Origin of the sequence: Psychrobacter aestuarii (genome assembly GCF_904846035.1) — a bacterium.
In the GTDB taxonomy this organism is placed as follows: domain Bacteria; phylum Pseudomonadota; class Gammaproteobacteria; order Pseudomonadales; family Moraxellaceae; genus Psychrobacter; species Psychrobacter aestuarii.
Map to the genome: position 1 here is coordinate 1284793 of NZ_CAJGYT010000001.1, position 26023 is coordinate 1310815.

The window sequence follows — 26023 nt, forward strand, 5'->3', positions numbered from 1 at the left end:
GCACAGTAGAGACCAGCCATTAGCTAAAGACATTGACTAAAGACATTGACTAAAGAGAAAATAAGGCACGCTTTGTTTTGTGCTTCTCGTCTTGTCTTGCCCATGGCGACCTATTTTTGAGCAACGGACTGCTGATACTTATTGACAAAGGACTGCATAATGACCGACTTTCACACCGCGCTTGGCAAAAATAACGCCAATTACCAACCCTTAACGCCGATTGATTTTCTTATCCGTAGTGCGCAGGTCTATCCTGAGCAGACGGCGATTATTTATGATGATTTGACCCATCCTGCGCTGACGCAAACTTGGCGCGAGACGTACACGCGCTGTCGCCAGCTGGCGGACGGTCTGCGGCAGCTGGGTATTGATAAAAACGATACGGTGGCGGTGATGCTGCCAAACACGCCTGCGATGGTGGAGTGTGCGTTTGGCGTGCCGATGTCGGGCGCGGTGCTGTGTACGCTGAACACGCGCATGGATATCAACGCGCTCAGTTTTTGCTTACAGCACGCGGAGGCAAAGGTCTTGATACTCGACAGCGAGTTTGCCGATTATGTGGATTTACTGACCGAGACTTTTCCGCAGCTGATGATTATTCAAGCGACCGATGCGGCGATTGAGACGGACGATTTTGGGCAAATGAGCTATGAAGCGCTGGTAGGCAGCGCAACCGACTTGGACAATTGGGAGCTGCCGCAAGATGAGTGGGACGCGATTGCGCTTAATTACACTTCAGGCACGACGGGTAAACCCAAAGGCGTGGTGTATCACCATCGCGGCGCGACGTTGAATGCCTTGTCGAATATTTTAGATTGGGACATGCCCAAGCATCCGATATATCTGTGGACGCTGCCGCTGTTTCATTGCAATGGCTGGTGCTTTCCGTGGAGTATCGCCGAGCGTGCGGGCGTCAATGTCTGCTTGCGTAAGATTGATGCCGATACGATTTTGCGACTGATTGCCAAATATGGCGTGACCCATTATTGCGCTGCGCCTGTGGTACATAGCATCATTGCCAGCGGCGATCAGGCATTAAAAGACGCCATCAGTCACCCTGTCAAAGGCTGGGTCGCAGGTGCGCCGCCGTCTGAGACCATGCTGAGCAATATGGAGGCGATGGGTTTTCACATCACCCATGTTTATGGTTTGACCGAAGTGTACGGTCCTGTGACCGTCTGCGCCGAGCATCCTGACTGGGCAGAGTTAAGCACCGCCGAGCGCGCGCAAAAAAAATCGCGCCAAGGCATGGTGTCGCATCTGATGGCGGGCTTTGAGGTGTTTCAACAAGGCACGAGTAACCCTGTGGCAAGTGACGGCGAAGAAGTCGGCGAGCTGGCACTACGCGGCAATCTGGTGATGAAAGGCTACCTCAAAAACCGCAAAGCGACCGAAGCGGCGTTCGCGGACGGTTGGTTTCGTACAGGGGATTTGGGCGTCAAGCAGCCCGATGGCTATATCAAAATCATGGACAGGCTCAAAGACGTCATCATCTCAGGCGGAGAAAATATCTCCAGCATTGAGGTTGAGAATACCTTGTACGCCCTGCCCGCAGTACAAAGCTGCGCGGTGGTCGCCGCCCCTGATGACAAATGGGGCGAAGTGCCCGTTGCCTTTATCGAGCTGCATCAAGGCGCACAGCTGACCCGTGATGAGGTAAAAGCGCATTGCCGCGCGCACTTGGCAGGCTTTAAAGTGCCCAAGCACATTGTCTTTGCCACCATTCCCAAGACCAGCACGGGCAAAGTACAAAAGTTTGAGCTGAGACAAGCCGCCAAGTCCATTGACTACGCTGCCGAAACAGGTGCATAGCGCAATGTAGACTAGGACACGCCCTAACCGCTGATACGCGGTTCAAAGAGTTGATAGAGCAGCATCCCCGCCAGCATCGCGGGGATAAACACCAGCGCCTGCCACTGCCCTGTGCCGAGCAGTACCCACGCAGGTCCAGGACAGATACCAACCAGCCCCCAGCCGATACCAAACAGCATCGCACCGAGGATTAAAGGTTTGCTTAAGGTGCGCTTGCTCGGCAGCTCAATCGCCTCGCCCGTCCAGCTGACCTTTTGTCGACGCGCCAGCCACACGCCGATAAATGCAGGTATCAGCGCCCCGCCCATCACCAGCGCTAAGGAAATGTCCCACGCACCGAACACGTCCAAAAAGCCCAGTACTTTGGCAGGGTCGGTCATGCCCGATATCAACAATCCATAACCGAACACCAAACCCGCCACCAAACCGATGATATTTTTTAGCATTGTCCGCGCTCCTTACTGTTTAGGCTAACTTTGTGCTGTGCCGTTTGTTTTCGTCTGACCGTCTTCATAGCATCCCCAGCCCGTGACGCATCACGGTCACGGTCAAAATACCGAGCAGCATAAAGGTCAGTGTCGCCACCATCGAGCGCGGCGACAGACGCGCATTGCCGCAGATACCGTGCCCACTGGTACAGCCAGAGCCAAGCCGCGTGCCAAAGCCAACGAGTAGACCCGCGACTATCAGCAGCCATACCGAATCGGTCACCGTCACCTCAGGTAGCGGCATGCTCAACGCATACCACCATGGCGATAAGAACAGACCCAGTACGAACAGCACCTGCCACAGCTCGACCCGCTTGGGTTTGAGCAGACTTGCGGTAATGCCGCTAATACCCGCCACGCGCCCCATGCCAAGCAGCAGCAGCACGGTCGCTATACCAATCACCACCCCGCCCACCAGCGATAAGGGCGTAAAGGCTTGCCAATCTATCTGAATCATCGCGCTACCCTCGCTTGTCTCAATGCCGTTTAGTTAACGTATTATAATAATACATTATATAATAAAGTATAATATAAAGGTAAAAAATTACCAAGCCTGCGTGACTTGGTAGTTTTTATTTTTGAATCATCAGAAAAAATAAAGCGGCGCATTAAGACGCAGAAGCGCACACCGTATCGAGCGCGTCAGCAAAGCGCTGTACCGCGCCGTCCACATCAGTCAATTTGTCTAAACCAAACAACCCAATGCGGAAGGTTTGAAAACTCTCAGGCTCGCCACATTTTAGCGGCACGCCAGCGGCGATTTGTACGCCTGCCTCAGCGAAGGCGCGACCCTTATGAATGTCCTCGCGCTCGGTGTACGACACCACCACCCCAGGCGCGCGGTAGCCGTCGGCGGCGACACTGGCAAAGCCTTGTGCCTCGCAGCGCTCGCGGATACGCTCACCAAGCGCCCACTGCGCATCATATAGCGCATCAAAGCCGATGTTTTTTGCCTCCATCAGCACATCACGGAACTGACGCAAGCCATCGGTCGGCATGGTCGCGTGATAGGCATGACCGCCGTTTTCATAGGCGCGCATGATGTTTAGCCACTGTTTTAAATCAATGCTAAAGCTGTCTGACTCGGTCGTATCCACCGCCTCAATCGCCCGCTCGCTTAGCATCACCAGACCCGCGCACGGCGTGCTACTCCAGCCTTTTTGCGGCGCGCTAATCAGCACATCAATACCCAAGGCGTCCATATCCAACCACACGCAGCCCGAGGCGATGCAATCAATGACCAGCAGCCCGCCCACGCTATGTACTGCTTCTGCCAGCGCCTTGATATAGTCATCAGGCAGGATAATGCCCGCCGAGGTCTCCACATGCGGCGCAAACACCACCGCAGGCTTGTCCGCTTTAATACGCGCGACCACCGTCTCAATCTCGACAGGCGCGAATGGCGCTTGGTCGGTATCGTCCTTGCGCTCGGCGGTCAGTACCGTCGTGTCATCCGTAATCTTGCCGCGCTCAATAATCTGCGTCCAGCGGTAACTAAACCAGCCATTACGCACAATCAGGCACTTCTTATCCGCCGCCAGTTGGCGCGCCACCGCCTCCATCGCATACGTGCCCGAGCCTGGCACAATCGCCACGCCCGCCGCGTGGTACACCGCTTTTAGCTCGCGTGACAGGTCAGTCATCACCGTCTGAAAGACCGCCGACATGTGGTTGAGCGCGCGGTCGGTATAGACCACGGAATATTCTAACAAGCCATCAGGATCAATATCGTGGCGTAACGCAGGCATGGCACACTCCTTGTTTTCATTATTTGTTTATAAAGTTATTGGGGATTGGAAAGTTATTGAGGAACAATTATCGTCATTTATCGCGTCTTTGATGGTAGCACCGATAGGCAGGCGTGACAATTGACAGCCGCGTGACTGGCGGTTACACGCTGGGCGCTGGCAGGTTTGAGATTAAGAAAGGAAGGTATTGATAAGAAGAAAAGCCAGCGGACACAAATAAATAAAAAACGCCGCGATAAAAAAAGCAGCGTATAAGCAAAATTAAAAGAGGAAAAGCTTAGCGGCGATAGGCATCATTCAGCCCTGAGACCACGAAGTCCAAAAGCTCGCTGTCGCCCTCGCGCGCCGCTTTGCGCATCAGTTTCGATGGCGCGTGGGTTAGGGTTTGGGTCAGGCGGCGGGACAGCTCGGTCACGATGTCTTCGGCTTGGCTGTCGCCCTGCTCAAACTGCGCGAGTGCTGCGCTGAGGATGTTTTCGACCTGCTGGTGCGTGCGCTCACGGTACTGCTGGATGTCTTTGCCCACCTGACGCACCTGAAAACGGCGCTCAATCTCTACCACCAGCTGACTGACGAGCAGCTCGGCGTCCACGGCGGCTTGGCGGCGCTGCTCGATATTGCCTGCAATCACGTGCTGCAAATCATCGACTGAGTACAGATACACATCATCGATGCGGCTGATGGTCGGGTCGATGTCGCGCGGCACAGCCAAATCAATCATCAATATCGGCTGATAGCGGCGGCGCTTTAGGGCGCGCAGGGTCATGCCTTTATCAATCAGCATGTCCATACTGCCACTACAGCTGCTGACGATGTCCGCTTCTGCCAGTACCTCAGGTAAGGCGGCGAGCGGCTCTACCCGCACCTTGCGCCCCGCTTGGCGCAGCTCGGCGGCGAGGAGCTCGGCGCGCTCAGGATTGCGGTTACAGATAATCACCTGCCCCACCCCAAGACCTGCAATGTGCGTGGCGACCAGACGGTTCATCTCGCCTGCCGCGACCACCAGCAAGGTGCGCTTTGCCATATCATCAAAGATTTGCGTGACCAGTTTTGCTGCTGCAAAACCGAGCGATACCGCTTGCGCGCCGACGCTGGTGTCATTACGCACTTGTTTTGCTGCGGCAAACACTTGGTCAATCACCCAGCCGAGCTGATTGCTAAGCGCCTGCTCACTTTGCGCAGTCTGTACCGCTTTTTTGATTTGCCCCAAAATTTGCGGCTCACCAAGTATCATGGAGTCCAGACCCGCCGCCACACGCAGCCAATGGGTGAGTGCGTGCGTGTCTTGATAGACATACAGATAGGTATCAATATCGCTTAAAGGCAGGTTTTTAAACTCCGCCAGCCAGCCCTTTAAGGTTTGGATATGCTGCTGCATGATGGCAGGGCTGACACTGCTGCTCGCCTGTGCGTTGCCTGCAATCTCATCGTCTGCATGGTGCGGGACGAGCGCATACAGCTCGGTGCGGTTACAGGTAGAGACCAGCACGCTGCCATCGGTCAGCGGTTTTAAAGTCGTGAGCGCGTCCGTCACCTCGTCGCCCACAAACGCCAAGCGCTCACGCAAAGCAACTGGTGCAGTTTTGTGATTGACGCCAATGACCACTAATCTCATTATTGATAAACCATAACTGTAACGCTGATGATGCTGCAATCCAGTCCGCGCTAACCTGCGTACTGAACCCAACCTGCGTATGCGTGATACATAAACCACCGTCGCTCCTAGCGTCTGCCACACCCGTTATGGGGTGCGCTGCCTTGACTTTTGGGGTAGCGGTGATTAAAGAGAGGATATGATGTGTATAAAGCGCATTATTATAGCATTATTGCTGCCTTTATTTAACACTCCTGCATGCGCACGCTGTTCTGTGCGTGTGCTGCTGTGTAACCCTGATGATACGTGCTGTGTAACACGAGTACCATTGTTTCAGGCTTGCTTGCGATTTTATAATATTGTTATTGCACTATTTTTTGGTAAAGAACGCGCGCTATGATACATTCTGGGTCTTGGTTATATGCCGTCCGTGCGCCAAAAGCACAAGGACAAACGCTGATTAAAAAATGGCTTCACCGCCCAACAGCCCTCGTGCTTGCGCTGGGGTTAGGCTTCGGCGCGCCTGCACACGCGTCTCTTTTAAGCAATTTGCTTGGGTCAAAGACGCAAAGTAGCGCTGCTACCAGCGCCCCAGCCACGCCTGTACCCGCCCAGCCTACCGATGAGATGGCAACCCGTGACCCTGCCAGCGAGCCGAGTCTGTATTCGCTTTTGGAGGCGGAGTTCGCCGCCGATCGTGGTCAGCCTGAGCGCGCATTACAACTGTATAAGCAGCAATCGTTTAAACAAGACGCCACGGCGGTTTTTGAGCGCGCGCTTGGCTTGTCACTGCAATACGATGATGTCGACAGCTCGCTGCGCTTTGCCAAAGCGTGGCAGGACAAAAACCCCGACCACGTGCCCGCATGGTTTTATGTCGCGCATTTGGCATTAAAAGCGCACAACTATGAGCTGGCAGGCAAGACCTTAAACCGCATCTTGCGCTATGACCCGCGCGCCGATTTGAGCGAGATTTTGATTGGTATTTATCCCGCTACTGAAAGCGACCAGCGCGCCTTGCTTGCTGCCCTAGAGCCGATTGACAGCACACAGAACGCCTCGATGTCGGTACTAAAAGCAGGTCTGCTCTTACAAGCCAATGCGCCCAAAGACGCCCTCGTGCATATCGAGCGCGCGTTGGCACGCCAGCCCAATTACACACCATTCATTACCCTAAAGACTGATATTTTGCGCCAGATGGATGCGCCCGACGCCGCACTGTCTTATGTTGACCAAGCGCGCTTGCGTAACCCGAGCAGCAAGAGCTTGTATTTGTATCAGATTCGCTATTTGCTGGATTTAAAGCGCAGCCGCGAGGCATGGGTGCTGCTGCTCGACGCGCAACAGCGCTTTAGTGATGATGCTGAGATTACCTTACTTGCCGCCTTGGTCAGCTTGGATATTGAAGAGTATCGCCGTGCTGACCAGCTGCTCAATGTCTTGGTACAAAACTCCATTTATACCGACCAAGCCTACTACTATTTGGGCATCAGCGCCGAGCGTCAGCAGCACATCGACATGGCAAAACGCTACTTAAATGCGGTGATGCGTGAGGACTTGGTATTGGCTGCCCGCGAAAAAGTGGTCGCGTTTGAGCTGTTAGAAGACAACTATGACGCCGCCATTGCAACCTTGGTCAAGCTGCGCGAACAGTTTGGCGTTTTTGCCCCAGACACCTACGTTATGCAAGCGGATATCTTGCGCCAGCAGCAAAAAACCGATGAGGCGCTGCGCCTATTGACCACTGCCAATCGACAATACCCCAACAGCGAAGGGATTTTATTTGCCCGCGTTCAGCTGCTCGACAACCGCAGCGACTATGTGATTAAACGCGCGCTGCTGCAGCATTTGCAGTCACTCGACCCAAGCAATCTCGCCTATCAGCTCAGCTACGCGCAGCTATTGATGGCGCATCAGGGCAGCGAGGCGCAAGGAGTGGCGCTCGCGCAAAGCATCATTAGCATACGCTACGACGACCCGCGTTATGACAGCGAGCTGCATTTAGAGACGCTCAATTTGCTTGCCGAATACGCCTTGAACAATCAAGAGTACGCGCAGGTTATCGACTACTTGCAGACCCCATATGACGTACTGCCGACGCTGCCCTCAGGCGTATTGTTGCTGCGCGCTTATCAAGGCTTGGGCGAGACGGACAAAGTGCAAAGTCTGCTTGAGGACTTACAGCAGCGCTTTGCCTTTGGTCAGCACAACATCAATGACCGCGTGCAGCTGTACTAAATCTGTGCGCTCACTCAAAGCCGCGCGTCAGGCAAAAAAAATCAACACTCACGCATATCCGCGCAACAATACCCGCGTAGGCTAGACGATTATAGGTTTGTTTTTTACCGTTTTTAAGGATGTATTATGCAACACACGCTCTCTTCCCGCGCTGCGCGGACGCCTGCGCATCTGTGCCGCAACCTATTCATTGGCGCGTTGGCAGTCGCAAGCCTTGCAGGCTGTCAGTCTATGCAAGCAGGACAATCAACGGGTGCGGGCATACCGACCACCAGCATTCCGCAAAAGCTTGAAAGCTTTAATATTAATGGCAAAATCGGGGTGACCGTACCGAGCGAAAGCGGCAATACAGGCGGCAGCGCGTTTTATGCATGGGCGCAAGAAGGCGACCGCTTTGGCATTGAGTTGATTGGCGCGCTCGGTATCGGCAAAACCAACATCGAATACAACGGCAGCACCGCAACCTTGGTCAGCGAAAAAACAGGCACCATGACCGCAGATGATCCTGAAACCTTGCTACAAAAGGCGACGGGCTGGCAAGCGCCCATCTCACAAATGCCGTACTGGATTTCTGGTCGCTCAGCGCCCTCAGACAGCGACAGTAAAACCGACGCGCAAAACCGCCTCATCAGCGCGGTCAATGGCGAATGGCAAGCGAGCTTTAGCTACTCAGGCAATGACACCCAGCCGAGCAAAATCACTGCCCGTCAAGACCAAGGCTATAAAGTAGTGATGACCATCAACCATCAAAACTAAGCCAAGTTTGCATAAACTCGCGCTAAAAATTTTGATGAAAAAGGCAGCTTTTATATAAACGGCTGCCTTTTTTATACCTGACATTTTTGTTATCTACACTTTTTATCCGTTGTATCTTTGCCCCGCCGCCCGAAGCGGTTACAATCTTTACTCACCTTTTTTTTGCCATGTTTATTATTTGGGCTACCGACTGCTATGAACCGCACGCCGAGCATTATCACCCGCTTTTCTCCTGCCAAGATTAACCTGTTTTTGCACATCACAGGCAAGCGCAGCGATGGCTATCACGACTTACAGACCGTGTTTCGGCTGCTGGATTTTGGTGACACCTTGCGCTTTACGGTCGGTGACGCAGTGGCAACCGAGCCTTTGGCAGAGGACAGTGACACATTATGCCGCGCCCTTATCACCATTGACGGCGCAGAAGCGATTACTAAGGATATTGGGGATAATCTGATTTTTAAGGCAGCGCACGCCTTATTACGCACTGCTATCATCGATGAGCACTTGCCCGACGCACTTGCCGCTATTAAGATTGCCATTGATAAACGCCTGCCGATGGGCGCAGGGTTGGGCGGCGGTTCGTCCAATGCCGCGACCACCTTACAGACGCTGAACACGGTATGGGATTTGAATTACGAGACAGAGATGCTGCTCGGCATCGGGCGCAGCTTGGGTGCGGATGTGCCGATATTTATTTTTGGGCAAGACGCGATTGCCACAGGCATTGGCGAGGTATTAACACCGATTGATTTGCCCGCGCAGCGCTATCTATTATTGACGCCCGACGCGCACGCGAGCACCGCTGCCCTATTCGCGCATCCAAAGTTGCGCCGCGACATTGCCCCGATTGACACGCACACCGTGATGAACGAAACGGCGCAGTTTACTGAGACGCTCTCGCCGCACTATCACAACGTCTTTACCCCTGTCGTGACCGAGCTTGCACCTGCGGTACAAGCGGCGCTTGATTATTTGCACTCGCTTGAGGCGACAGTAGGTGGACACGCGCGCATGACAGGCTCAGGCAGCGCGGTGTTTTTGCCGATTGCGGCGCATATTGCTGATGATAAGACGCTGCTGGCAAGATGGGTTAAAGACGCACCTTGTCAGGGTTATGTGGTGGGGAGTTTGTAGAATACGCATTTTTGTCACGTGAGGCGCTAAGTACAGCTTATATTACTGTTGTTAATTATCAATTTATATGAAAATAAACTAACGCCATCATCTGATAACGACAAAGAAATCCCAGAAAAAATCAAAAATGGGTTGCAAAATCTGAAAATTTACTTATAATAGGTCGCCACAATAGGGGTATAGCCAAGTTGGTAAGGCATCAGGTTTTGATCCTGACATCCGTTGGTTCGAGTCCAGCTACCCCTGCCATATTTTGTTTTATTGCTGTTGCCTTGATCGCCGCTTTTTGTAGCAATCTTTGGATAGCAATTGACAACACCTTCCCTACTTCGGTATAGTTCGCAACGAACGCCATACTGTTTGGGAAAGCCGTGAATACGGCAAGACGCTGCACGATGAAGCACTTCATGACTCATCACCAAGCAGTATTACAATACAGGGGTATAGCCAAGTTGGTAAGGCATCAGGTTTTGATCCTGACATCCGTTGGTTCGAGTCCAGCTACCCCTGCCATTTTCTGCGGTAACTCACCATCTTTTCTTTCTTAATTTGAGCAGTTTGTCACTGCTTAGCGGTCGCTGCTTGAGTCAATCAATAGGACTTCAGTCATGCCTTATTTGGCGATTTTTACAGGTAATGCTCACCCTGAATTAGCGAAAACCGTAGCCGACCATCTACACATTCCGCTTGGCAAAGCAGATGTTACCCGCTTTTCTGATGGCGAAATCGCCGTAGAAATCAAAGAGCACGTTCGTGGTAAAGACGTCTTTATCATGCAGCCTACCTGCTCACCGACCAATGACAATTTGATGGAAATCATGATGATGGCCGATGCTTTGCGCCGCTCTAGCGCAGGTCGTATCACCGCTGTGATTCCTTATTTTGGTTATGCGCGTCAAGACCGTCGTCCTCGTTCAGCCCGTGTGCCTATCTCTGCCAAAGTCGTCGCCGATATGCTCAACATCGTCAGCATCGACCGCGTGATGACCGTTGATTTGCACTCAGACCAGATTCAGGGCTTCTTTGATGTGCCTGTAGACAACATCTACGGCACGCCTGTGCTATTGAATGATTTGAAAAAGCAAGAATACGACAACATCATGGTCGTCTCACCTGACGTGGGCGGCGTGGTACGTGCGCGTGCGATGGCAAAACAGCTTGGCGATACTGACATGGCGATTATTGATAAGCGCCGTGCCCGTGCCAACGAATCACAAGTGATGCACATCATCGGTGATGTTCGTGACCGTGATTGCGTCATCGTTGATGACATGGTCGATACCGCAGGTACGCTATGTAAAGCCGCTGCCGCGCTAAAAGACAATGGCGCACGCCGCGTCCTTGCTTACATCACTCACCCTGTGCTATCAGGCAATGCGCTAAAAAACATCAACGAGTCGGCGCTGGATGAAGTGGTTGTAACCGACACCATCCCACTATCAGACGCAGCAAAAGCTTGCGGAAAAATCCGCCAAGTGTCTATCGCCTCAATGCTGGCTGAGAGCTTACGCCGTATCAACAACGAAGAATCTATCAGCGCGATGTTTGAATAAGCCGCACTGATCATTGACTTTGTGTAAAAAGCCCCGATGGCCACACGGCTCTCGGGGCTTTAAACCTTTATTATTGCTAAAAAAACGCGTATAATGCGCGCCTGTACTGACCATTTGGTCAGTTGCAGTACATCTTAGTTCGCGCGCTGCCGAATTGGTCGCAAATTCGCAGCACTTGGCGCAGCTTTTATTTTTTTTATAGGATTATATCCATGAGCACAAATCATTTTGAACTCACTGCAGTTGATCGTTCTGCTGAGCAGCAAGGTAAAGGTGCGAGCCGCCGCCTACGTAAGCAGAACCTTGTTCCTGCTATCATTTACGGTGGTAACGCTGAGCCGACTACTATCGCGCTTAAAACCAATGAGCTTGTAAAAGCGCTAGAATTCGAAGCGTTCTTTTCACACGTTCTAAAAATCGAAGTGAACGGCGAAGTACACGAAGCGGTCATCAAAGACTTGCAGCGTCACCCAGCCAAAGGTTTCCCAATGCACGTTGATTTCCAGCGTATCGTTAAGGGTCAAACCATCCACATGAACGTACCTGTTCATTTCGTTGGTAAAGAAGACGCGCCAGGCACCAAAAACGGCGGCGTTCTATCTACGCTTGTATCTGACGTTGAAGTTATCTGCCTACCATCAAAACTTCCTGAGTACCTAGAAGTTGACGTATCTAAGATGGAAATCGGCGACACTTACCGTCTATCAGACATCGTATTGCCAGAAGGCACTGTGATTCATGAGCTTGAGCTAGAAGATGGCACTGACCGCACTATCGTCAACATGCAGCCACCAACGGTTGAGCCAGTTGAAGACGACGCTGCAGAAGCTGACGACGTTGATGCTGATGAAGTACCTGCTACTGAGCAAAACGACGAAGAATAATCACGTAGCAACACTGGCTTGTGGCGGCGTATTGATTGCCGCAAGTCATGCGTGATACGGCAGGCTTTGGCTTGTCAGGGCAGCAGGGGATGGTATCTCCTGCTGTTTTTTTTAGCGTGTGGGTTTTGATGGTATCAAATCAGACACGCCCCTATTTTGAATTGCCCTTGTTCGCTTATTTTATTCACCCTCCAGCCATAGAGTATTGTCATGTCTTTAAAGCTCATCGTCGGTCTTGGTAACCCTGGTCAGCAGTATATGTATACGCGGCACAACGCTGGGTTTTGGTTTGTACAGCATTTGGCACACCAGTTCAATATTGACCTTGCGCCTGAAAAAAAGTTCCATGGCGTCACAGGACGCGGGCGTATACACGGGCATGATGTGCGTTTGCTGCTGCCACTGACCTTTATGAATAAGTCGGGACAATCGGTGGTGCCGATGGTCAATTTTTATGACATTGATAACAGTCAGCTGCTGATTGCCCATGACGAGCTGGACATTCCAGCGGGCAGCATTAAGCTAAAGACGGGCGGCGGACACGGCGGGCACAACGGTCTGCGTGATATCACCCCGCATATCGGCAGTGACTTTCATCGCTTGCGTATCGGCATCGGTCACCCTGGGCATAAGTCTAAGGTGAGCGGTCATGTGTTGTCCAAAGCACCCGAGGGCGAGCAAGCGGCGATTGACAGTGCGTTGACTGCGGCGTTTGAAGCACTGCCTTTACTGCTCGATGGTGATACTGAACGCGCGCGCTCACAGATTAATGGTTTTAAACTGCCCGACTGACGCGCTATGATGGCGATGGTGACGCGCCTGCTCACGAACAGCACTTCGTAATGCTGGCTTGTCTGGCATAGGCTGCGTACAATATCGGTTTTTTGGGGCTTGTCCCTATTACTTTTGAACTCTGTTTTGAACATTGTGACACAAAGGATGTTAGCTATGCTCTTAAACATGCTGAAATGCAAACTCCACCGCGCACGCGTCACCCACGCCGAGCTGCACTACGAAGGCTCTTGCGGTATCGACAGCGACCTGCTCGACCTTGCGGGTCTGCGTGAGAATGAATCGATTGATATCTATAACGTGACCAACGGCAAGCGCTTTCGCACCTACGTCATCCGCGCTGAGGCAGGCTCAGGCATCATCTCGCTAAATGGCGCTGCCGCACACATGGCAGACCTTGGCGATATCGTGATTATCTGTGCCTACGCACAAATGGATGAAGCCGAAGCCGACCAGCATTTGCCAAAGCTGGTGTATTGCAATGAAGACAACACGGTCAAAGACACCGCGAACATCATTCCTGTGCAAGTGGCATAAGACGGTCTGTTGCTAAAAGTGCTAAAAATCGGATTCAAAAGAAAGGGGCGCATTCTGATGGAGTGCGCCCCTTTTTTATAAATAATAATTATATTAAACGTCTATCGCTACGCCGCAAGCGCTTCCAAATCTATCAGCTGATGGCAATAGTGCCTCAGCACGTCATGGTCGTGGCTGACCAGCACCAGCGTACAGTGCTGCGCTTGGCACTGCGCAATCAGCAAATCGAGCGTCTCTTTTTGGGTAATGGGGTCAAGGCGCGAGGTGACCTCGTCGGCGAACAGTAAGACAGGCTCAAACAACAGCGCGCGCAAAATCGCCACCCGCTGCAATTCACCGCCCGACACGTTCAGCGCGTTACGGCTTAAAATAGCCTTGTCCAGTTTGAGCGCGGCAAGTAAGGACGGCACGCGGCTGGCGTCGAGATTGTGCTTACGGATGACATCATCGAGCAAGGTTTGTAGCGGCACGTGCGGCGCAAAGGCGGCAGGCGGGTCTTGATACAGCTTAAGCACTTGATGCGCTTTGGGTCGCTGTTGCCAGTCGATGCTACCACTTGCTGGGATTAATAGCCCGCACAGCGCATCGCCAAAGGAGCTTTTGCCAATACCGCTCCCGCCAACCACGCCCAGCACTTCTGAGGGGCGTAAAGTAAGGTTTAACTGATTAAACAATACCCGTTTACCGCGTGCCAAGGTCAAATCGCGCACCTCTAATAGCGGCGACGCTTCGGTGCGTGTCTTGTCTTGAGCTTGCCAGCGGTGCGGCGCGGCTGCCATTAATTGCTTGGCATAGTCCGAGGTCGGGCGCTCCAGCACTTGCGCGCCAATGCCCTGCTCCAAGAGTTTGCCCTTTTTCATCACCATGACGCGGTCGCTACTGCCCGCGCTTAGTACTTTTGCCACGTCAATATCATGGGTGATGGTCAGCAGCGTGCCGCCGTCTTTGGCGACTTGTTGCAGCAGCGCTATCACTGCTCGTTTGTTTGCCTCGTCCAGCCCCTTGGTCGGCTCATCGGCAATCACGATATACGCGCCGCCCGCCATGGTCACGGCAAAAGAAGCGCGCTGCGCCATGCCGCCTGAGAGCTGATGCGGGTAATAATGAGCAAAGTTGCCCAGCCCCAACGCCGCGAGCTTGTCTTGTGCCAAGGTGCGACTGTTTGCCGCGCTGTGCTTGGCAACAAAATGACAGCTTTCCCACACCTGATGGGCGATGGTCATGGTCGGGTCTAAGGAGCGGCTCGGCTCTTGCGGCAGCATCACCATACGCCTGCCCCAATAGGCGCGCAGCTGGCGGGCATTAAGCGCCTGATTTTCAATCAAGATGCGCCCCATCGTCATAAGCTCGCTCGGTAATGCCCCGATAATCGCTTGTGCCAGTAAACTCTTACCTGAGCCTGTCTCCCCCAAAATGGTCAGGTTTTGCCCCGCATGCAGCGTCACACTGATTGGCTCAACCAGTACGTGCCCTGCCCTCGTCTGTACCGTCAGCGTGTCCGTACTGACCAATACCGTATCGCTGATTGACGTCATTGTATTTTTCCTGAGAGTAGTTGTAGGCTAAAGACCAAAATAAATACCATAACAATCGGCTGTAAGAACACCCACGGCGCTTGGTAATAATAAGGAAACAGCTCAGTCATCATCAGCCCAAGCTCAGCAGTCGGCGGACGCAAACCCACATTGACAAAGCCCAAGGTCGCTAAGGCCAGCACCGCATTGGCTGCTGCAAAGGCGCTGAGCGTCGCCAAAACAGGTAAAATCTTGGGTAAAAAGTGGCGTTTAAAACAATACAAAAAGTCCATACCCATCAGCCGTGAGCACTCGACCTCGCCGCTGTTGGCAATGGTGCGCGTCATCGCCCGTACCATACGAAAAAACTCCACCCACAGCACGAGCGAGATGCCCAAATACAGCGACCAAAACGAATTGGGCGCGATGGCGGCGAACAGCAATACGAATAAAAGCCCTGGCAGTGCCATAATGATATCGCACACAAAGCTGCACACCGCATCTATCCAGCCGCCAAAATAACCACTGGTCACGCCCGCTAATACGCCAAAAAACAGCGCGACACTGACCGACAGCACAATCAGCGTCAGTGATAGTCGAATCGCTGAGGCAATACGCGCCAGCATATCGCGACCAAAATGGTCGGTGCCCAGCCAGTGATGGGCGCTCGCCGCCTGTAGCGTGCCGTCCAGATTTTGCAGACTGGCATCCATGGGGTAATACAGCGGCTGCAAAAAGGCAAATGCCAGTAGCAATACAAACAGCGCGCCGCCTGCCTTTTGACCAATGGACAAATCTTTGATAGAAATAAAAGCAGTCATCAAAACAGTCATAACCTCAGCGCCCTATATGACGCATACGTTTTAAAGGATAAAAAATCACATCGTGCGCGGCTTATTTAGCCGACATCATCGCTACGACATACGTGGGTCAATCAGCGCGCTAAGTAAATCCACCACGATGTTAAGCAGCACAAACAGCGCGCCCATCACCAGCGCCGTGCCCTGAATCATCGGCACATCACGCGCCACGATGGCATGTACCAGCGCATGCCCACTGCCAGGCCATGCAAACAGACTCTCCACAATCACCACGCCCTCAATCAAAAACACCAGCTGCACCAAATGGTAGGTCAAAATCGGAATCGCCACATTGCGCAGACCGTGGCGACAAAAGGTCGTCCATTCACTCAGCCCTTTTAAGCGCGAAAAGGTGTAATACTCCGAGGTCTGTACCTGCACCATGGCATGCCGACTGACGCGCATCGACACCGCCGACAAGCCAATGGCCAAGGTCAATGCAGGCAAAATATAATGCTGAGGCGTACCATACCCTGCGGCGGGAAGCCATTTGACCTCAACTGCGAGTAGGAGCATCAGCACAATACCGACAATAAAAATCGGCGATGAGCGCACCACGGTACTGACCACCAAGGTCAAACGATCAATGATGCCATTGGGTTTTTGCGCGGCGAGCAGCCCCAGCGGTGGACCAATAAAAAACGACATCACCAAAGCAACCAGCGCCAACGCCAGCGTATGCCCGAACTGATGCGCAATCTCCGCCCATACAGGATCGCCACTGACCAAAGAGTTGCCGAGCTTGAGCTGCAACAAATCCCCAAACCAGCTGGCATAGCTGTGCCACCATGGCTGATCCAGACCCAGCTCCGAGCGCACCAGCGCCGCGGCGGCTGCATCCGTCTGGTCGTAGCCGTAACGACTGGCGGCAATCCGATACGCCATATCCCCAGGCAAGCTGCGCGTCAACACAAAGGTCAGCGTACCCACCGACCACACGACCAGCAGCAGCTGTAATACATAACGCAACATGAGTTTTGGCATAGCACCCCATCATTTATTTTTGGTTAGTTCTTGTCTTCGCTTAACTTCGCTTGGCTTGTCTTCACATCAACTAATATCAGCGCCCGTACTGCATACCCATCCGCATACGTACGCTGTATTTACACAAGGGTTATTCTGCCCAAGACAGTTTGCTTAAATAAAAGTTGCGCTCTAAGGCATCAATCTCTAAGCCTTGCAAAGAAGTATGCGCGGCGGCGTTTTGTTGGTAATACACCACAGGGGTGATGGGACGCGCGTCATGGATAATCTTTGAGATTTGCTGCTTGGTGGCATGCTCAGGCGCGGTGCTGGTCTCTAATACCTGCAAGTCTGTATTCAACGCGGGCGACTGCCAGTTCATGACCCCCCAATCACTGCCCGCGGGCGCAAAGTCTTCAAGCAGCGAGCCGACAGGGTCGGGCGTCAAGCCATAGTTACGCGCATACAGCGCCATCTCTAGGCTGCCGTCTTGATGCCCTGAAGGAATCTCAGAAAAGTTACCTACCGACACATCGACCGCCACACCGATTTTTTTCCACTGCGCTTGCAAGGCGGTGGCAATCAGTGGCAGCTCAGGACGGTCAGAAAAGGTGCGCAAGGTAAATGCAAACGGCTTACCATCTTTGTACAGCATGCCTTGGTCATCAACAGTAAAGCCCAAATCAATCAGGCGCTGCTTAATCGCAGCAGGGTCAGGCTGCTTGGTTGGCGCGGGAATCTGCCAATCGGCAAAAATAGGCGGCAAAATCTGCTCGGCAGCCGCTTTTTTGACATGCATCACTGATTGGGCGATGCCTTGACGGTCGATGGCATCGCTCAGCGCTTGGCGCACATTGACATCACGGAACAGCGGATTGTCCGCATTGACTTTATATTGAATGGTGCGCGCCAGTGACTTAGAGACCACTTGCACATTGGGGTCTTGTTGCAGGCGATTGAGGCTCGCAGGGTCTAGGGTAAACACCAAATAGTTGGGCTTACTTTGCGCGAGCAGCGTGCGCGTTTCGCTGCGGCTGTTCGCCAGATAGCTGACATTTTTAATCTTGGCAGGCTTGCCCCAATAGTTTGCAAAGGCTTGCTGCTCAAGCTTTTGCGGCGGCTCAAAGCGCGTTAATTGGTACGGACCTGTGCCAATCAGCTGCGTTACCTCGCCGTTATCCGCGAACGACGCGCTCGATAAAATCATGCTGGTCGCATGCGCCAGATACGCAGGCAGCGACATCAATGGCTTCTCCAGCGTCAGCTCGACTGTCTTATCATCAATAGCACGAATATCGGCAATCTGCGCCGCCTTGAGCGCGGTCGGTTTTTGTAGCGCAATCGTCAGACTTTTAACCACATCAGCAGCCGTTAGCGGCGCGCCGTTATGAAACTGCACGCCATCACGCAATACAAACGTCCAGACATCGCCTGCATCATTGCTCGACCAACTTTTTGCCAGCATCGGTTGTAGCTGGGCATCTTGACTGGCGTCCACCAGTGTTTCTGCCAGCTGCATCCGCTGAAAAATAAAGCCTGTGGTACTGGTGTCGAGCGAGGTCAGCTCCCACGGCGTGACCACAATCAAGTTCTGCCCCTTGTCCGCATCTCCCGCTGCCGCACTGCTTACCCCATTCGTCCCTGTTTTTGCCGTGCTGTTATTGCTAAACACATACCACGCAAGTCCTGCCAATATCAGCAGCGCGGACACAATAGCCGTCTTTTTCATATATTGAACCGTTATAACATAACATTAAGGAAGTGTTATACTATAACAAAAGAAAGTAAAAGGAAACATTTATCAAGCGCTAAATGCTCATTTAGTAGTAAGTAAAAATGCGCAAGTAAAGAGGTCGTCGTTAGCAAAAAACTTACGCTTATGTAAAAGGCGATACAGATAGCCGTGCTATTATCAATAAAAATCATCCAAAGGTGGTTTTATTATGACGCCAACGCCTATGTTGGCGCTATTTTCTCAATAAGGAGCAAAATCTCATGGGGCTTGCGGTCATTGCCATTGTGGCAGGCTTGGCAGTATTGGTATGGAGTGCGGACAAATTCATTGATGGGGCAACCGTAATTGCCCAAAAATTTAACGTTCCCAGTTTTTTGATTGGGGTTTTGATTCTTGGACTGGGCACCTCTGCCCCTGAGCTGGTGGTTTCGGCATTGGCCGCCTTAGACGGCAGCCCTGAGCTGGCACTGGGTAATGCTTACGGCTCTAATATCATGAACATCGCCTTGGTACTGGGTTTGACAGTCCTGATCAGCCCTGTGCTGATTGAGCGCGGTGTGATTAAGCGCGATTTGCCCTTATTGCTGCTGGTGACGGGCGTTGCCGCATGGCAGCTGTATGACGGTGTGGTGACGTTGGTCGATGGTATGGTGCTGGTTGCGATGTTAATCGGTGTGCTGGGCATGCAAATCGTCTTGGGCAAGCGCGAGCAAGCCGCTGCGCTACATGCGGGCGAAACGGACAGCATGGCGCAAACGGACGAATTGTCTGCAGAACAAATGAAAAGCAGTACCTTTTCGCTGATTATCGGCTTGGTACTTTTGGTCATCAGCTCGCGCGCGGTTGTTTGGGGCGCGATTGAGCTTGCGACCTTGTGGGGTTTGAGTGAGCTGATTATCGGTTTGACGATTGTCGCTATTGGTACGTCCTTGCCTGAGCTGGTCGCCAGCATCACCGCAGCGCGCCGCGGGGAGCACGGCATGGCATTGGGCAACATCGTCGGCTCGAATATTTTTAACACCTTAGGTGTGGTGGGCTTGGCGGCAGTGATAGCGCCGATTTCGGTCAGCAGCGCCATGTTCTCACGCGACGTGTTGGTGATGGCAGGACTAACGCTATTGCTGCTCGCTCTATGTGTAGGCGCGGTGATGAGCAAGCGCCGTTTTGGTCGCCTTTCAGGCTCGACCTTGGTCCTGTGCTTTTTGGGCTACACCACGTGGCTGATAGAAAGCGTAAGCCTATAAGATTGCGCGTTTATCACACAATAAAAAAAGCCGTCCTAGAGTATAGGGCGGCTTTTTTGTGTCTGTGCGGTAGCGCGTGACTACTGATGCAGCGCGTTGGCACAGATAGAAGACGCGACTTATTTTTTATTGGCTTTACGGTTACGGATGGTTTTCCATAAGCCTTCGTGTTCTTGTTTGGGCATCTTTAAGGTCACGGTATTGGACAGCATGTCTTGTACCGCAAGACCTCGGCGGTTAAAGGCGCAAAACACGTAGTTAAACATGAGTCCCAAAAACGCACTGGTGAGTATCGCGGCACGTGAGCCATCAACCAAACCGCCAATAAACGCAAAAATCGCAGGCATCAAACACGCCGCCAAAATACGCTTAAACGCTTCGCCCCACGTCAATAAGCGCCCCTGCTCGTTTAGCGTTTTGAGTCGCCACGTCTGCATGCCAAGCGTCTGCCCGCCGCGTCGCCAAAACAGCCCATAAAAACCAACCAAGGTTAATACAAACGCAGGCGTCATCACCCCATTTTGATACCACGTCGGTAAGGTACGCGCCTCGTCCGAGTTGACCCCCGTCTGCATGGTCAATAGCGTGCCGATAACCGTCAATATCGTGCCCACCAAGAAGAGCAATGCCAAAATCAGCATCCCATCATACACAATCGCCACCAGACGCGTCGTCGGCTTGGCGATACTGGGCGTGTCGACAGGTGGCTCGGCAGCGTGTGGTGGTGCTTTGGCGGCAGATTTACGTTTTGACATGATACAAGCTCATTACCAGCAATAAATAATGGCGGATATTGTAGCGTATTTTACGCATCTATCGGTAACTATAGCGCGGATAAGCGCAGCCAATGCCAATAGCCGTCAATAAACGAAAAGCAGCAAGCGTCAAAAAATAAGGCAGCGTGATGTAAAAGAGAAAACAGACAAAGCAATGCGGAGAAATAAAAACAGCAGACGTAAAAAAATCGCCCGAATGTCATATGACATGGCGATTAATTTAGTGCGTTAAAAACGCGGTCAATGCAATGGTGCGCCTGGAGAGATTCGAACTCCCGACCCCTTAGTTCGTAGCCAAGTGCTCTATCCAACTGAGCTACAGGCGCTTTTTGCATCGTATCTACGGTCTGTGTTAACCACTTCTCGTAAATTTCGTTGGCTATTATATAGTGAATATTTTTATTGTCAATCACTTTTTTTATTAAATTCAAATTTTTTTGATTTTAATAAAAGCAGTGTTTGCCAATCATTTATTCAGTGCCATAACAGCTAAATGATGGCGGTGAAGGAGGGATTCGAACCCTCGATACGCGTTAACGTATGGTTCCTTAGCAGGGAACTGGTTTCAGCCACTCACCCACTTCACCGAAACAATATAAGACTGTTTGTGTACCTTTGCTAAAGATACGTCCTACGTTGTGGGCAATGATTATATCAAAGCAAAAATAAAATGCAAGCGCTGTCGGTATTTTCTTTTGTCCTTATTGATAAAACACCCAGATACCATATGTAGCCGCGTATATACCATCGATTATAGGCAGTTTTTATTGCTGCCGTGCCCGCAGCGCGCGCTGCTGATAGAGGGCGTGTGCTAGACTGAGGCTATTGTTAAATCATATTGGCTGTAGAAAAAGATAAGGAGCGTTTATGCGTCCAGTGGTGCTGTGTTTTTCGGGACTTGACCCCTCAGGCGGTGCAGGCTTGCAGGCGGACATTGAATCTATCGGGCAAGCAGGGGCGCACGCGGCGATTGCCTGTACGGCGCTCACCTTTCAAAGCTCGCAAGCCGTGTTTGGCTTTACGGCAACTTCAGCTGCTGACGTGCGCGCGCAAGCGCTCGCCGTGCTCGAGGACTTACCCGTAGCCGCGATTAAATCAGGGATGCTGGGCACGACCGACAATATCGAGCTGCTGACCGAATTGTTCGCCAAAGGCGCAATTCAAGCAGGCATACCGTTTGTGCTTGATCCTGTTTTGGTCGCCAATAGCGGCGGCAGCTTGGGTGACCCTGCCACCTTGGTGCAAGCGTTCCAGCCATTATTGCCCTACGCGACCTTGATAACGCCAAATACGCACGAGCTGCGCGCGTTATCAGGCAAAGCGGACTTACATGAAGCGGCACAATATCTTTGTGATAAAGGTGTGCATGCGGTGCTGGTCAAGACCTCGCATGACTACGACAGCGGTGATATCCATCAATATTTGTATATCGAAGGCAAGATGGTACACGAGAGCGTTTTGCCGCGCTTGGCAGGAGAGTTTCACGGCTCAGGCTGCTCGCTTGCCAGCTTTATCGCGGGTCGCTTGGCGCTTGGGGATACGCTTGTAGATGCCGTCACCGCAGCGGATACATGGATTATCCCGACCTTGCAAGCTGCGGACGTGCCGCATCCTGATGACGTGGACGCGCAAAAGATTCCTAAGCGCTTTGCTTTTATAGGCGAATAGCATCCTCACTATTGTATAGTCACTTTATAACACCGTTATAGTGAGGTGAAACGGTGTTTTTTGACGCATCAAACTGCAATTACTTGTTAATAGTCGAATTTCTTCCGCTGTTGGGAAGCTTCAATCCGCCTCAAGCCTTGACAGAGCGTAACACAACCTATATAAATGATGTAGGCAGCGACTGTCTGATATAGATATTTATATGTCTATATCAAATAGTTTCTTATATGATCTGAACAAGGAAGTTACATACAATGGCTATTACACTGTCCCCAACAGTTTCACAAATGTGGAGTAAATCTGTCAAAATTATGGCCGTCAGTGCTATATCTATGCTTGCGGTAGCCTGCGGTCAGGAAGACAAGGCAGCGGCAGGCGATGCTGCAGTTGATTTTAAAGGCGAAAACATTGAGTTTATCGTTCCTTACAACGCAGGTGGCGGTACAGATAAATGGGCGCGTTTCTACGCGCCGCTATTGTCAAAAAATCTCCCAGGAGAGCCAAACATCATCATCAAAAACATGCCAGGTGGTGGCTCTACTAAAGGCTCAAACTTCTTTACCCAACGTGCAACCAAAGACGGCATGATGATTTTGGCATCATCGGCTTCGTCACAAATTCCTTTCTTGTTGGGTGACAAACGCGTCGAATACAACTACGAAGACTGGCAAGCTGTTGTGGCATCCCCAACAGACGGCGTGGTGTACGTGTCCGCAGATACGGGCATCAAAAACGTTGCTGACTTGGTCAAAACTGACCCATCTAAACTGGTATTCGGTAGCCAAGGTCCAACCTCTATGGATTTGGTACCGCTACTCGCGCTTGACCTATTAGGCGTTAAACCGCAAACCGTATTTGGTATGAAAGGTAAAAAAGACACGCGCTTGGCGTTAATGCGTGGCGAGACCAACTTGGATTTCCAGAGTTCATCTGCTTATTTAACAGACGTTGTTCCTGACGTAGAGTCTGGCAAGGCAATACCACTGTTCGTATTTGGTACGCTTGATGAGCAAGGTAACCTACAACGTGATCCAACCTTCCCTGATTTGCCACACTTTGGTGAAGTGTATAAGCAAATCAAAGGTGAAGATTTGAGTGGTGAAGCTTACGAAACATGGAAGAAAATTTTCGTAGCCAGTTTCCCAGCGCAAAAAATGATCGTTCTTCCAAAAGGCACGCCTGATAACGTCGTTGCAGCGTATAACGACGCAATGCAAAAAGTCATTTCTGATCCTGGGTTTGAAGCAGCCAGCAAAGAAGAGTTGGGTGATTACAAACAGATCGTTGGTGCAGAAGCTGACGAAATCAAAACTGAAGCAACCAAATTCAGCGACGACAGCCGCAAATGGATTCAAGATTGGTTGCGTACTAACTATCAAGTTACCGAGTTTGACTAATTTTTTATAAATGGATTTGTTACTCAAAAAGACCCGCTCCAGCCATAGCGTTATGGCGGAGCTTTTTTTGAGGGCATGTTAAGGGACTGCGTAGGTTAGATTAAAGCGTTAAAATAAGCTGAATTTTTCTGTTCTCGTTTATGGGCACTGACCTACACTGCAATACAAAATTAGACGAGAAACTTATGTTTGAAATCATACTTAGTGCATTTACAGACTTATTGTCTGTCCAACATATCATGTATATGTTGGTAGGTGTCTTCTTAGGCATCCTAATCGGCATTTTGCCAGGTCTTGGCGGGATTGTCGGCTTTTCTATCTTATTGCCATTCCTATACGGTATGGACACCACATCAGCATTAGCAATGCTTATCGGCATGGTATCGGTGATACCGACTTCTGATACTTTCACCTCCGTACTCATGGGTATTCCAGGGTCATCCGCGTCACAGGCAACCGTTTTGGACGGTTACCCGATGGCGCAAAAAGGTGAAGCGGCGCGCGCGTTAGGTGCAGCATTCTTCGCTTCAATGATTGGCGGTTTGCTTGGTGCGTTGTTCTTATCGGTATTTATCATCTTTGCGCGTGACTTAATCACGCAGCTGGGTTCTGCAGAGCTGTTTATCTTAGGCCTCATTGGCTTGAGTATGGTGGGCGTGCTCAGCGGTAATAGCTTGATTAAGGGCTTACTCGCTGCTGGTGTGGGCTTGCTGCTTGGCTCTATCGGCTCTGCGCCAGCTACGGGTGAATCTCGTATGGCGATGGATATTTTCTATCTCTATGACGGTATTAAGCTGGTTATTTTGGGTCTGGGTATTTACGCTATTCCTGAGATTGTTGACTTGTTGATTCAGAACCAACGAATTGCAAAAGACACCACCGTCGGTAGTGGCTGGACACAAGGCGTTAAAGACGTTATCAAAAACAAATGGATTGTCGCCCGCTGTGCGCCCTTGGGTGCCATGATTGGTGCTATTCCAGGTCTTGGCGGTAGTGTGGTTGACTGGATTGCTTATGGTCACATCGTGCAGTCTTCTAAAGACAAAAGCCAGTTTGGTAAAGGCGATGTCCGTGGGGTAATCGCACCTGAATCCGCCAACAACGCCAAAGAAGGCGGTGGTCTGGTACCAACCTTGCTGTTCGGTATTCCTGGTAGTGGCTCGATGGCGGTATTCCTAGGGGCGTTGACCATTCTAGGGATTGAGCCTGGCCCAAGTATGGTCGGCGAAAACCTAAATATCACCTATACCATCATCTGGTCATTGGCACTTGCTAACGTCATTGGTACGTTAACCTGTTTGCTCATGTCGAACAAAATCTCAAAAATCACCACCATTCCATACGGCTATGTTGCCCCGTTCATGCTGATGATTGTTTTCTTTGCAGCACTACAGGCAACACGCAGTATCGAAGATTTGATTTTGCTTGTGGTCTTGGGCGCAGTCGGCTGTTTGTTTAAGTACTTTGACTGGTCACGTCCTGCTTTGCTTATCGGCTTCGTATTGGCGGCGACAGTAGAGACTTACTACTATCAAGCGGTTCAGTTCTATGGCTGGGGCATGTTAGAGCGTCCAGGCGTGATGTTCTTGATTGGCTTGATGGTCGTTTCATTCTTCGTGAGTGTGATACTAAAACGCCGTGTTGCTAAGCGCGTCAGCTTAGAAGTCGATGAAGTTGAAGAAAATCGTGAGGGTGACGTGGCTGCTGGTGGCGAGATACAACGTCCAAGCACAGAAGCTGAAGAGAACCCACATCGTTATTCATTCATCACTGGCGAGTTGATATTTACGATCGCCGTATTGGCTTTCGCTGCTTTTGCATTGATCAGCTCTAGCTCATTGCGCTTCTTGGGTGGTATTTTCCCAATGGCGATTGCTGGCATTATGCTGGTAAGTGGTATCGTACTGCTGTGGCAATTGACCAATAAGAACAAGCAGCCAGACATTCTGACAGTGGCGGTTACGGATGAAAACGGTAAGTTAAAAGAGGACTGGACCAGTCTTTGGAAAAACTTCCTATTACTGCCGTTATTCATCTTTACCACATGGTTCTTTGGCTTTATTCCATCGCTTGCCGTGCTATTTATCGCAACCATTCATATCAAGGTACATCCACCCATTTGGAAAACCTTGTTAATTACCGTAATTGCTCTATCAAGCTTATGGTATATGAGTGAACTGCTCAGCTTGCACTTGCCAGAAGGCTATATTATGGAAAACTTCCTATAATGATAGCGGATGAAAAGTGCCGTTTAATTAGGTAGTTTTGATACGTTGTTAAATAAATAAAAGCCCTTTGTTTGTGACAAAGGGCTTTTGTTATTTACG

The 26023-nt window shown here is 51.3% G+C and carries 21 protein-coding genes and 4 tRNA genes; 14 read left to right on the plus strand and 11 right to left on the minus strand.

Annotated elements, in window-relative coordinates:
- The first annotated feature begins 159 nt into the window (after positions 1-159).
- Positions 160-1812 carry an AMP-binding protein gene (locus JMW05_RS05300; RefSeq protein ID WP_201504320.1) on the plus strand — a complete coding sequence of 551 codons (1653 nt, stop codon included), beginning with the start codon at positions 160-162 and terminating at the stop codon, positions 1810-1812.
- Between the two features lie 23 nt (positions 1813-1835).
- Here the strand turns inward: JMW05_RS05300 and JMW05_RS05305 are convergent, their stop codons facing one another.
- The 4 genes from JMW05_RS05305 to hemA form a co-directional block, all read right to left on the minus strand.
- Complete coding sequence (locus JMW05_RS05305) at positions 1836-2258, minus strand: DUF6691 family protein (RefSeq protein WP_201504321.1); 423 nt, start codon at positions 2256-2258, stop codon at positions 1836-1838.
- A gap of 64 nt (positions 2259-2322) precedes the next feature.
- Positions 2323-2757 carry a YeeE/YedE family protein gene (locus tag JMW05_RS05310; RefSeq protein ID WP_201504322.1) on the minus strand — a complete coding sequence of 145 codons (435 nt, stop codon included), beginning with the start codon at positions 2755-2757 and terminating at the stop codon, positions 2323-2325.
- Between the two features lie 151 nt (positions 2758-2908).
- Complete coding sequence (locus JMW05_RS05315) at positions 2909-4048, minus strand: aminotransferase class V-fold PLP-dependent enzyme (RefSeq protein ID WP_201504323.1); 1140 nt, start codon at positions 4046-4048, stop codon at positions 2909-2911.
- A gap of 277 nt (positions 4049-4325) precedes the next feature.
- Positions 4326-5663: a glutamyl-tRNA reductase gene (gene hemA, locus JMW05_RS05320; RefSeq protein ID WP_201504324.1), complete on the minus strand. Its 1338-nt coding sequence runs from the start codon at positions 5661-5663 to the stop codon at positions 4326-4328.
- A 375-nt stretch (positions 5664-6038) separates the two neighbouring features.
- On the opposite strand from hemA, the gene JMW05_RS05325 reads away from it, so the two are divergent.
- The 9 genes from JMW05_RS05325 (at position 6039) to panD (ending at position 13539) form a co-directional block, all read left to right on the plus strand.
- Positions 6039-7880, plus strand: coding sequence for a tetratricopeptide repeat protein (locus JMW05_RS05325; protein WP_227691451.1), 1842 nt, complete (start codon positions 6039-6041; stop codon positions 7878-7880).
- A gap of 126 nt (positions 7881-8006) precedes the next feature.
- Positions 8007-8636 (plus strand): lipoprotein insertase outer membrane protein LolB, encoded by a 630-nt coding sequence (gene lolB / locus JMW05_RS05330; RefSeq protein WP_201504325.1) that lies wholly within the window; start codon positions 8007-8009, stop codon positions 8634-8636.
- Positions 8637-8831: 195 nt separating this feature from the next.
- The gene (gene ispE, locus JMW05_RS05335; RefSeq protein ID WP_201504326.1) at positions 8832-9773 is read left to right on the plus strand and encodes a 4-(cytidine 5'-diphospho)-2-C-methyl-D-erythritol kinase; all 942 of its coding nucleotides are present in this window, start codon (positions 8832-8834) and stop codon (positions 9771-9773) included.
- A 173-nt stretch (positions 9774-9946) separates the two neighbouring features.
- A tRNA-Gln gene (locus tag JMW05_RS05340) sits at positions 9947-10022 on the plus strand.
- A gap of 188 nt (positions 10023-10210) precedes the next feature.
- A tRNA-Gln gene (locus JMW05_RS05345) sits at positions 10211-10286 on the plus strand.
- A 95-nt stretch (positions 10287-10381) separates the two neighbouring features.
- On the plus strand, positions 10382-11326 hold the full coding sequence (locus JMW05_RS05350) for a ribose-phosphate pyrophosphokinase (protein WP_201504327.1): 945 nt from the start codon (positions 10382-10384) through the stop codon (positions 11324-11326).
- A 212-nt stretch (positions 11327-11538) separates the two neighbouring features.
- Positions 11539-12210 carry a 50S ribosomal protein L25/general stress protein Ctc gene (locus JMW05_RS05355; protein WP_201504328.1) on the plus strand — a complete coding sequence of 224 codons (672 nt, stop codon included), beginning with the start codon at positions 11539-11541 and terminating at the stop codon, positions 12208-12210.
- 210 nt (positions 12211-12420) lie between these two features.
- Positions 12421-13002: an aminoacyl-tRNA hydrolase gene (gene pth / locus JMW05_RS05360; protein ID WP_201504329.1), complete on the plus strand. Its 582-nt coding sequence runs from the start codon at positions 12421-12423 to the stop codon at positions 13000-13002.
- A gap of 156 nt (positions 13003-13158) precedes the next feature.
- Positions 13159-13539, plus strand: coding sequence for an aspartate 1-decarboxylase (gene panD, locus JMW05_RS05365; protein WP_199506934.1), 381 nt, complete (start codon positions 13159-13161; stop codon positions 13537-13539).
- Between the two features lie 107 nt (positions 13540-13646).
- On the opposite strand, the gene JMW05_RS05370 is transcribed toward panD, so the two are convergent.
- From JMW05_RS05370 to JMW05_RS05385, 4 genes are all read right to left on the minus strand, one after another.
- Complete coding sequence (locus tag JMW05_RS05370; RefSeq protein WP_201504330.1) at positions 13647-15074, minus strand: ABC transporter ATP-binding protein; 1428 nt, start codon at positions 15072-15074, stop codon at positions 13647-13649.
- A complete protein-coding gene (locus tag JMW05_RS05375; RefSeq protein ID WP_265090595.1) occupies positions 15071-15886 on the minus strand; it encodes an ABC transporter permease in 816 nt (271 codons plus the stop codon). The genes JMW05_RS05370 and JMW05_RS05375 overlap by 4 nt, the downstream gene beginning before the upstream one ends.
- 81 nt (positions 15887-15967) lie before the next feature.
- Positions 15968-16897, minus strand: a complete 930-nt coding sequence (locus JMW05_RS05380; protein WP_201504331.1) for an ABC transporter permease — start codon at positions 16895-16897, stop codon at positions 15968-15970.
- Positions 16898-17027: 130 nt separating this feature from the next.
- A complete protein-coding gene (locus tag JMW05_RS05385; protein WP_201504332.1) occupies positions 17028-18605 on the minus strand; it encodes an ABC transporter substrate-binding protein in 1578 nt (525 codons plus the stop codon).
- Positions 18606-18871: 266 nt separating this feature from the next.
- Here JMW05_RS05385 and JMW05_RS05390 point away from each other — a divergent pair, with 266 nt between their 5' ends.
- Positions 18872-19855, plus strand: coding sequence for a calcium/sodium antiporter (locus tag JMW05_RS05390; RefSeq protein ID WP_201504333.1), 984 nt, complete (start codon positions 18872-18874; stop codon positions 19853-19855).
- Positions 19856-19974: 119 nt separating this feature from the next.
- On the opposite strand, the gene JMW05_RS05395 is transcribed toward JMW05_RS05390, so the two are convergent.
- The 3 genes from JMW05_RS05395 to JMW05_RS05405 form a co-directional block, all read right to left on the minus strand.
- Positions 19975-20610 (minus strand): RDD family protein, encoded by a 636-nt coding sequence (locus JMW05_RS05395; protein ID WP_201504334.1) that lies wholly within the window; start codon positions 20608-20610, stop codon positions 19975-19977.
- 270 nt (positions 20611-20880) lie between these two features.
- A tRNA-Arg gene (locus JMW05_RS05400) sits at positions 20881-20957 on the minus strand.
- A 171-nt stretch (positions 20958-21128) separates the two neighbouring features.
- Positions 21129-21218, minus strand: a tRNA-Ser gene (locus tag JMW05_RS05405).
- Between the two features lie 280 nt (positions 21219-21498).
- Between JMW05_RS05405 and JMW05_RS05410 the strand changes: the two genes are divergently transcribed.
- From JMW05_RS05410 to JMW05_RS05420, 3 genes are all read left to right on the plus strand, one after another.
- Positions 21499-22299: a hydroxymethylpyrimidine/phosphomethylpyrimidine kinase gene (locus JMW05_RS05410; protein WP_201504335.1), complete on the plus strand. Its 801-nt coding sequence runs from the start codon at positions 21499-21501 to the stop codon at positions 22297-22299.
- 254 nt (positions 22300-22553) lie between these two features.
- Positions 22554-23696 carry a Bug family tripartite tricarboxylate transporter substrate binding protein gene (locus tag JMW05_RS05415; RefSeq protein WP_201504336.1) on the plus strand — a complete coding sequence of 381 codons (1143 nt, stop codon included), beginning with the start codon at positions 22554-22556 and terminating at the stop codon, positions 23694-23696.
- Positions 23697-23881: 185 nt separating this feature from the next.
- Complete coding sequence (locus JMW05_RS05420; protein WP_201504337.1) at positions 23882-25924, plus strand: tripartite tricarboxylate transporter permease; 2043 nt, start codon at positions 23882-23884, stop codon at positions 25922-25924.
- Positions 25925-26023 lie beyond the last annotated feature (99 nt).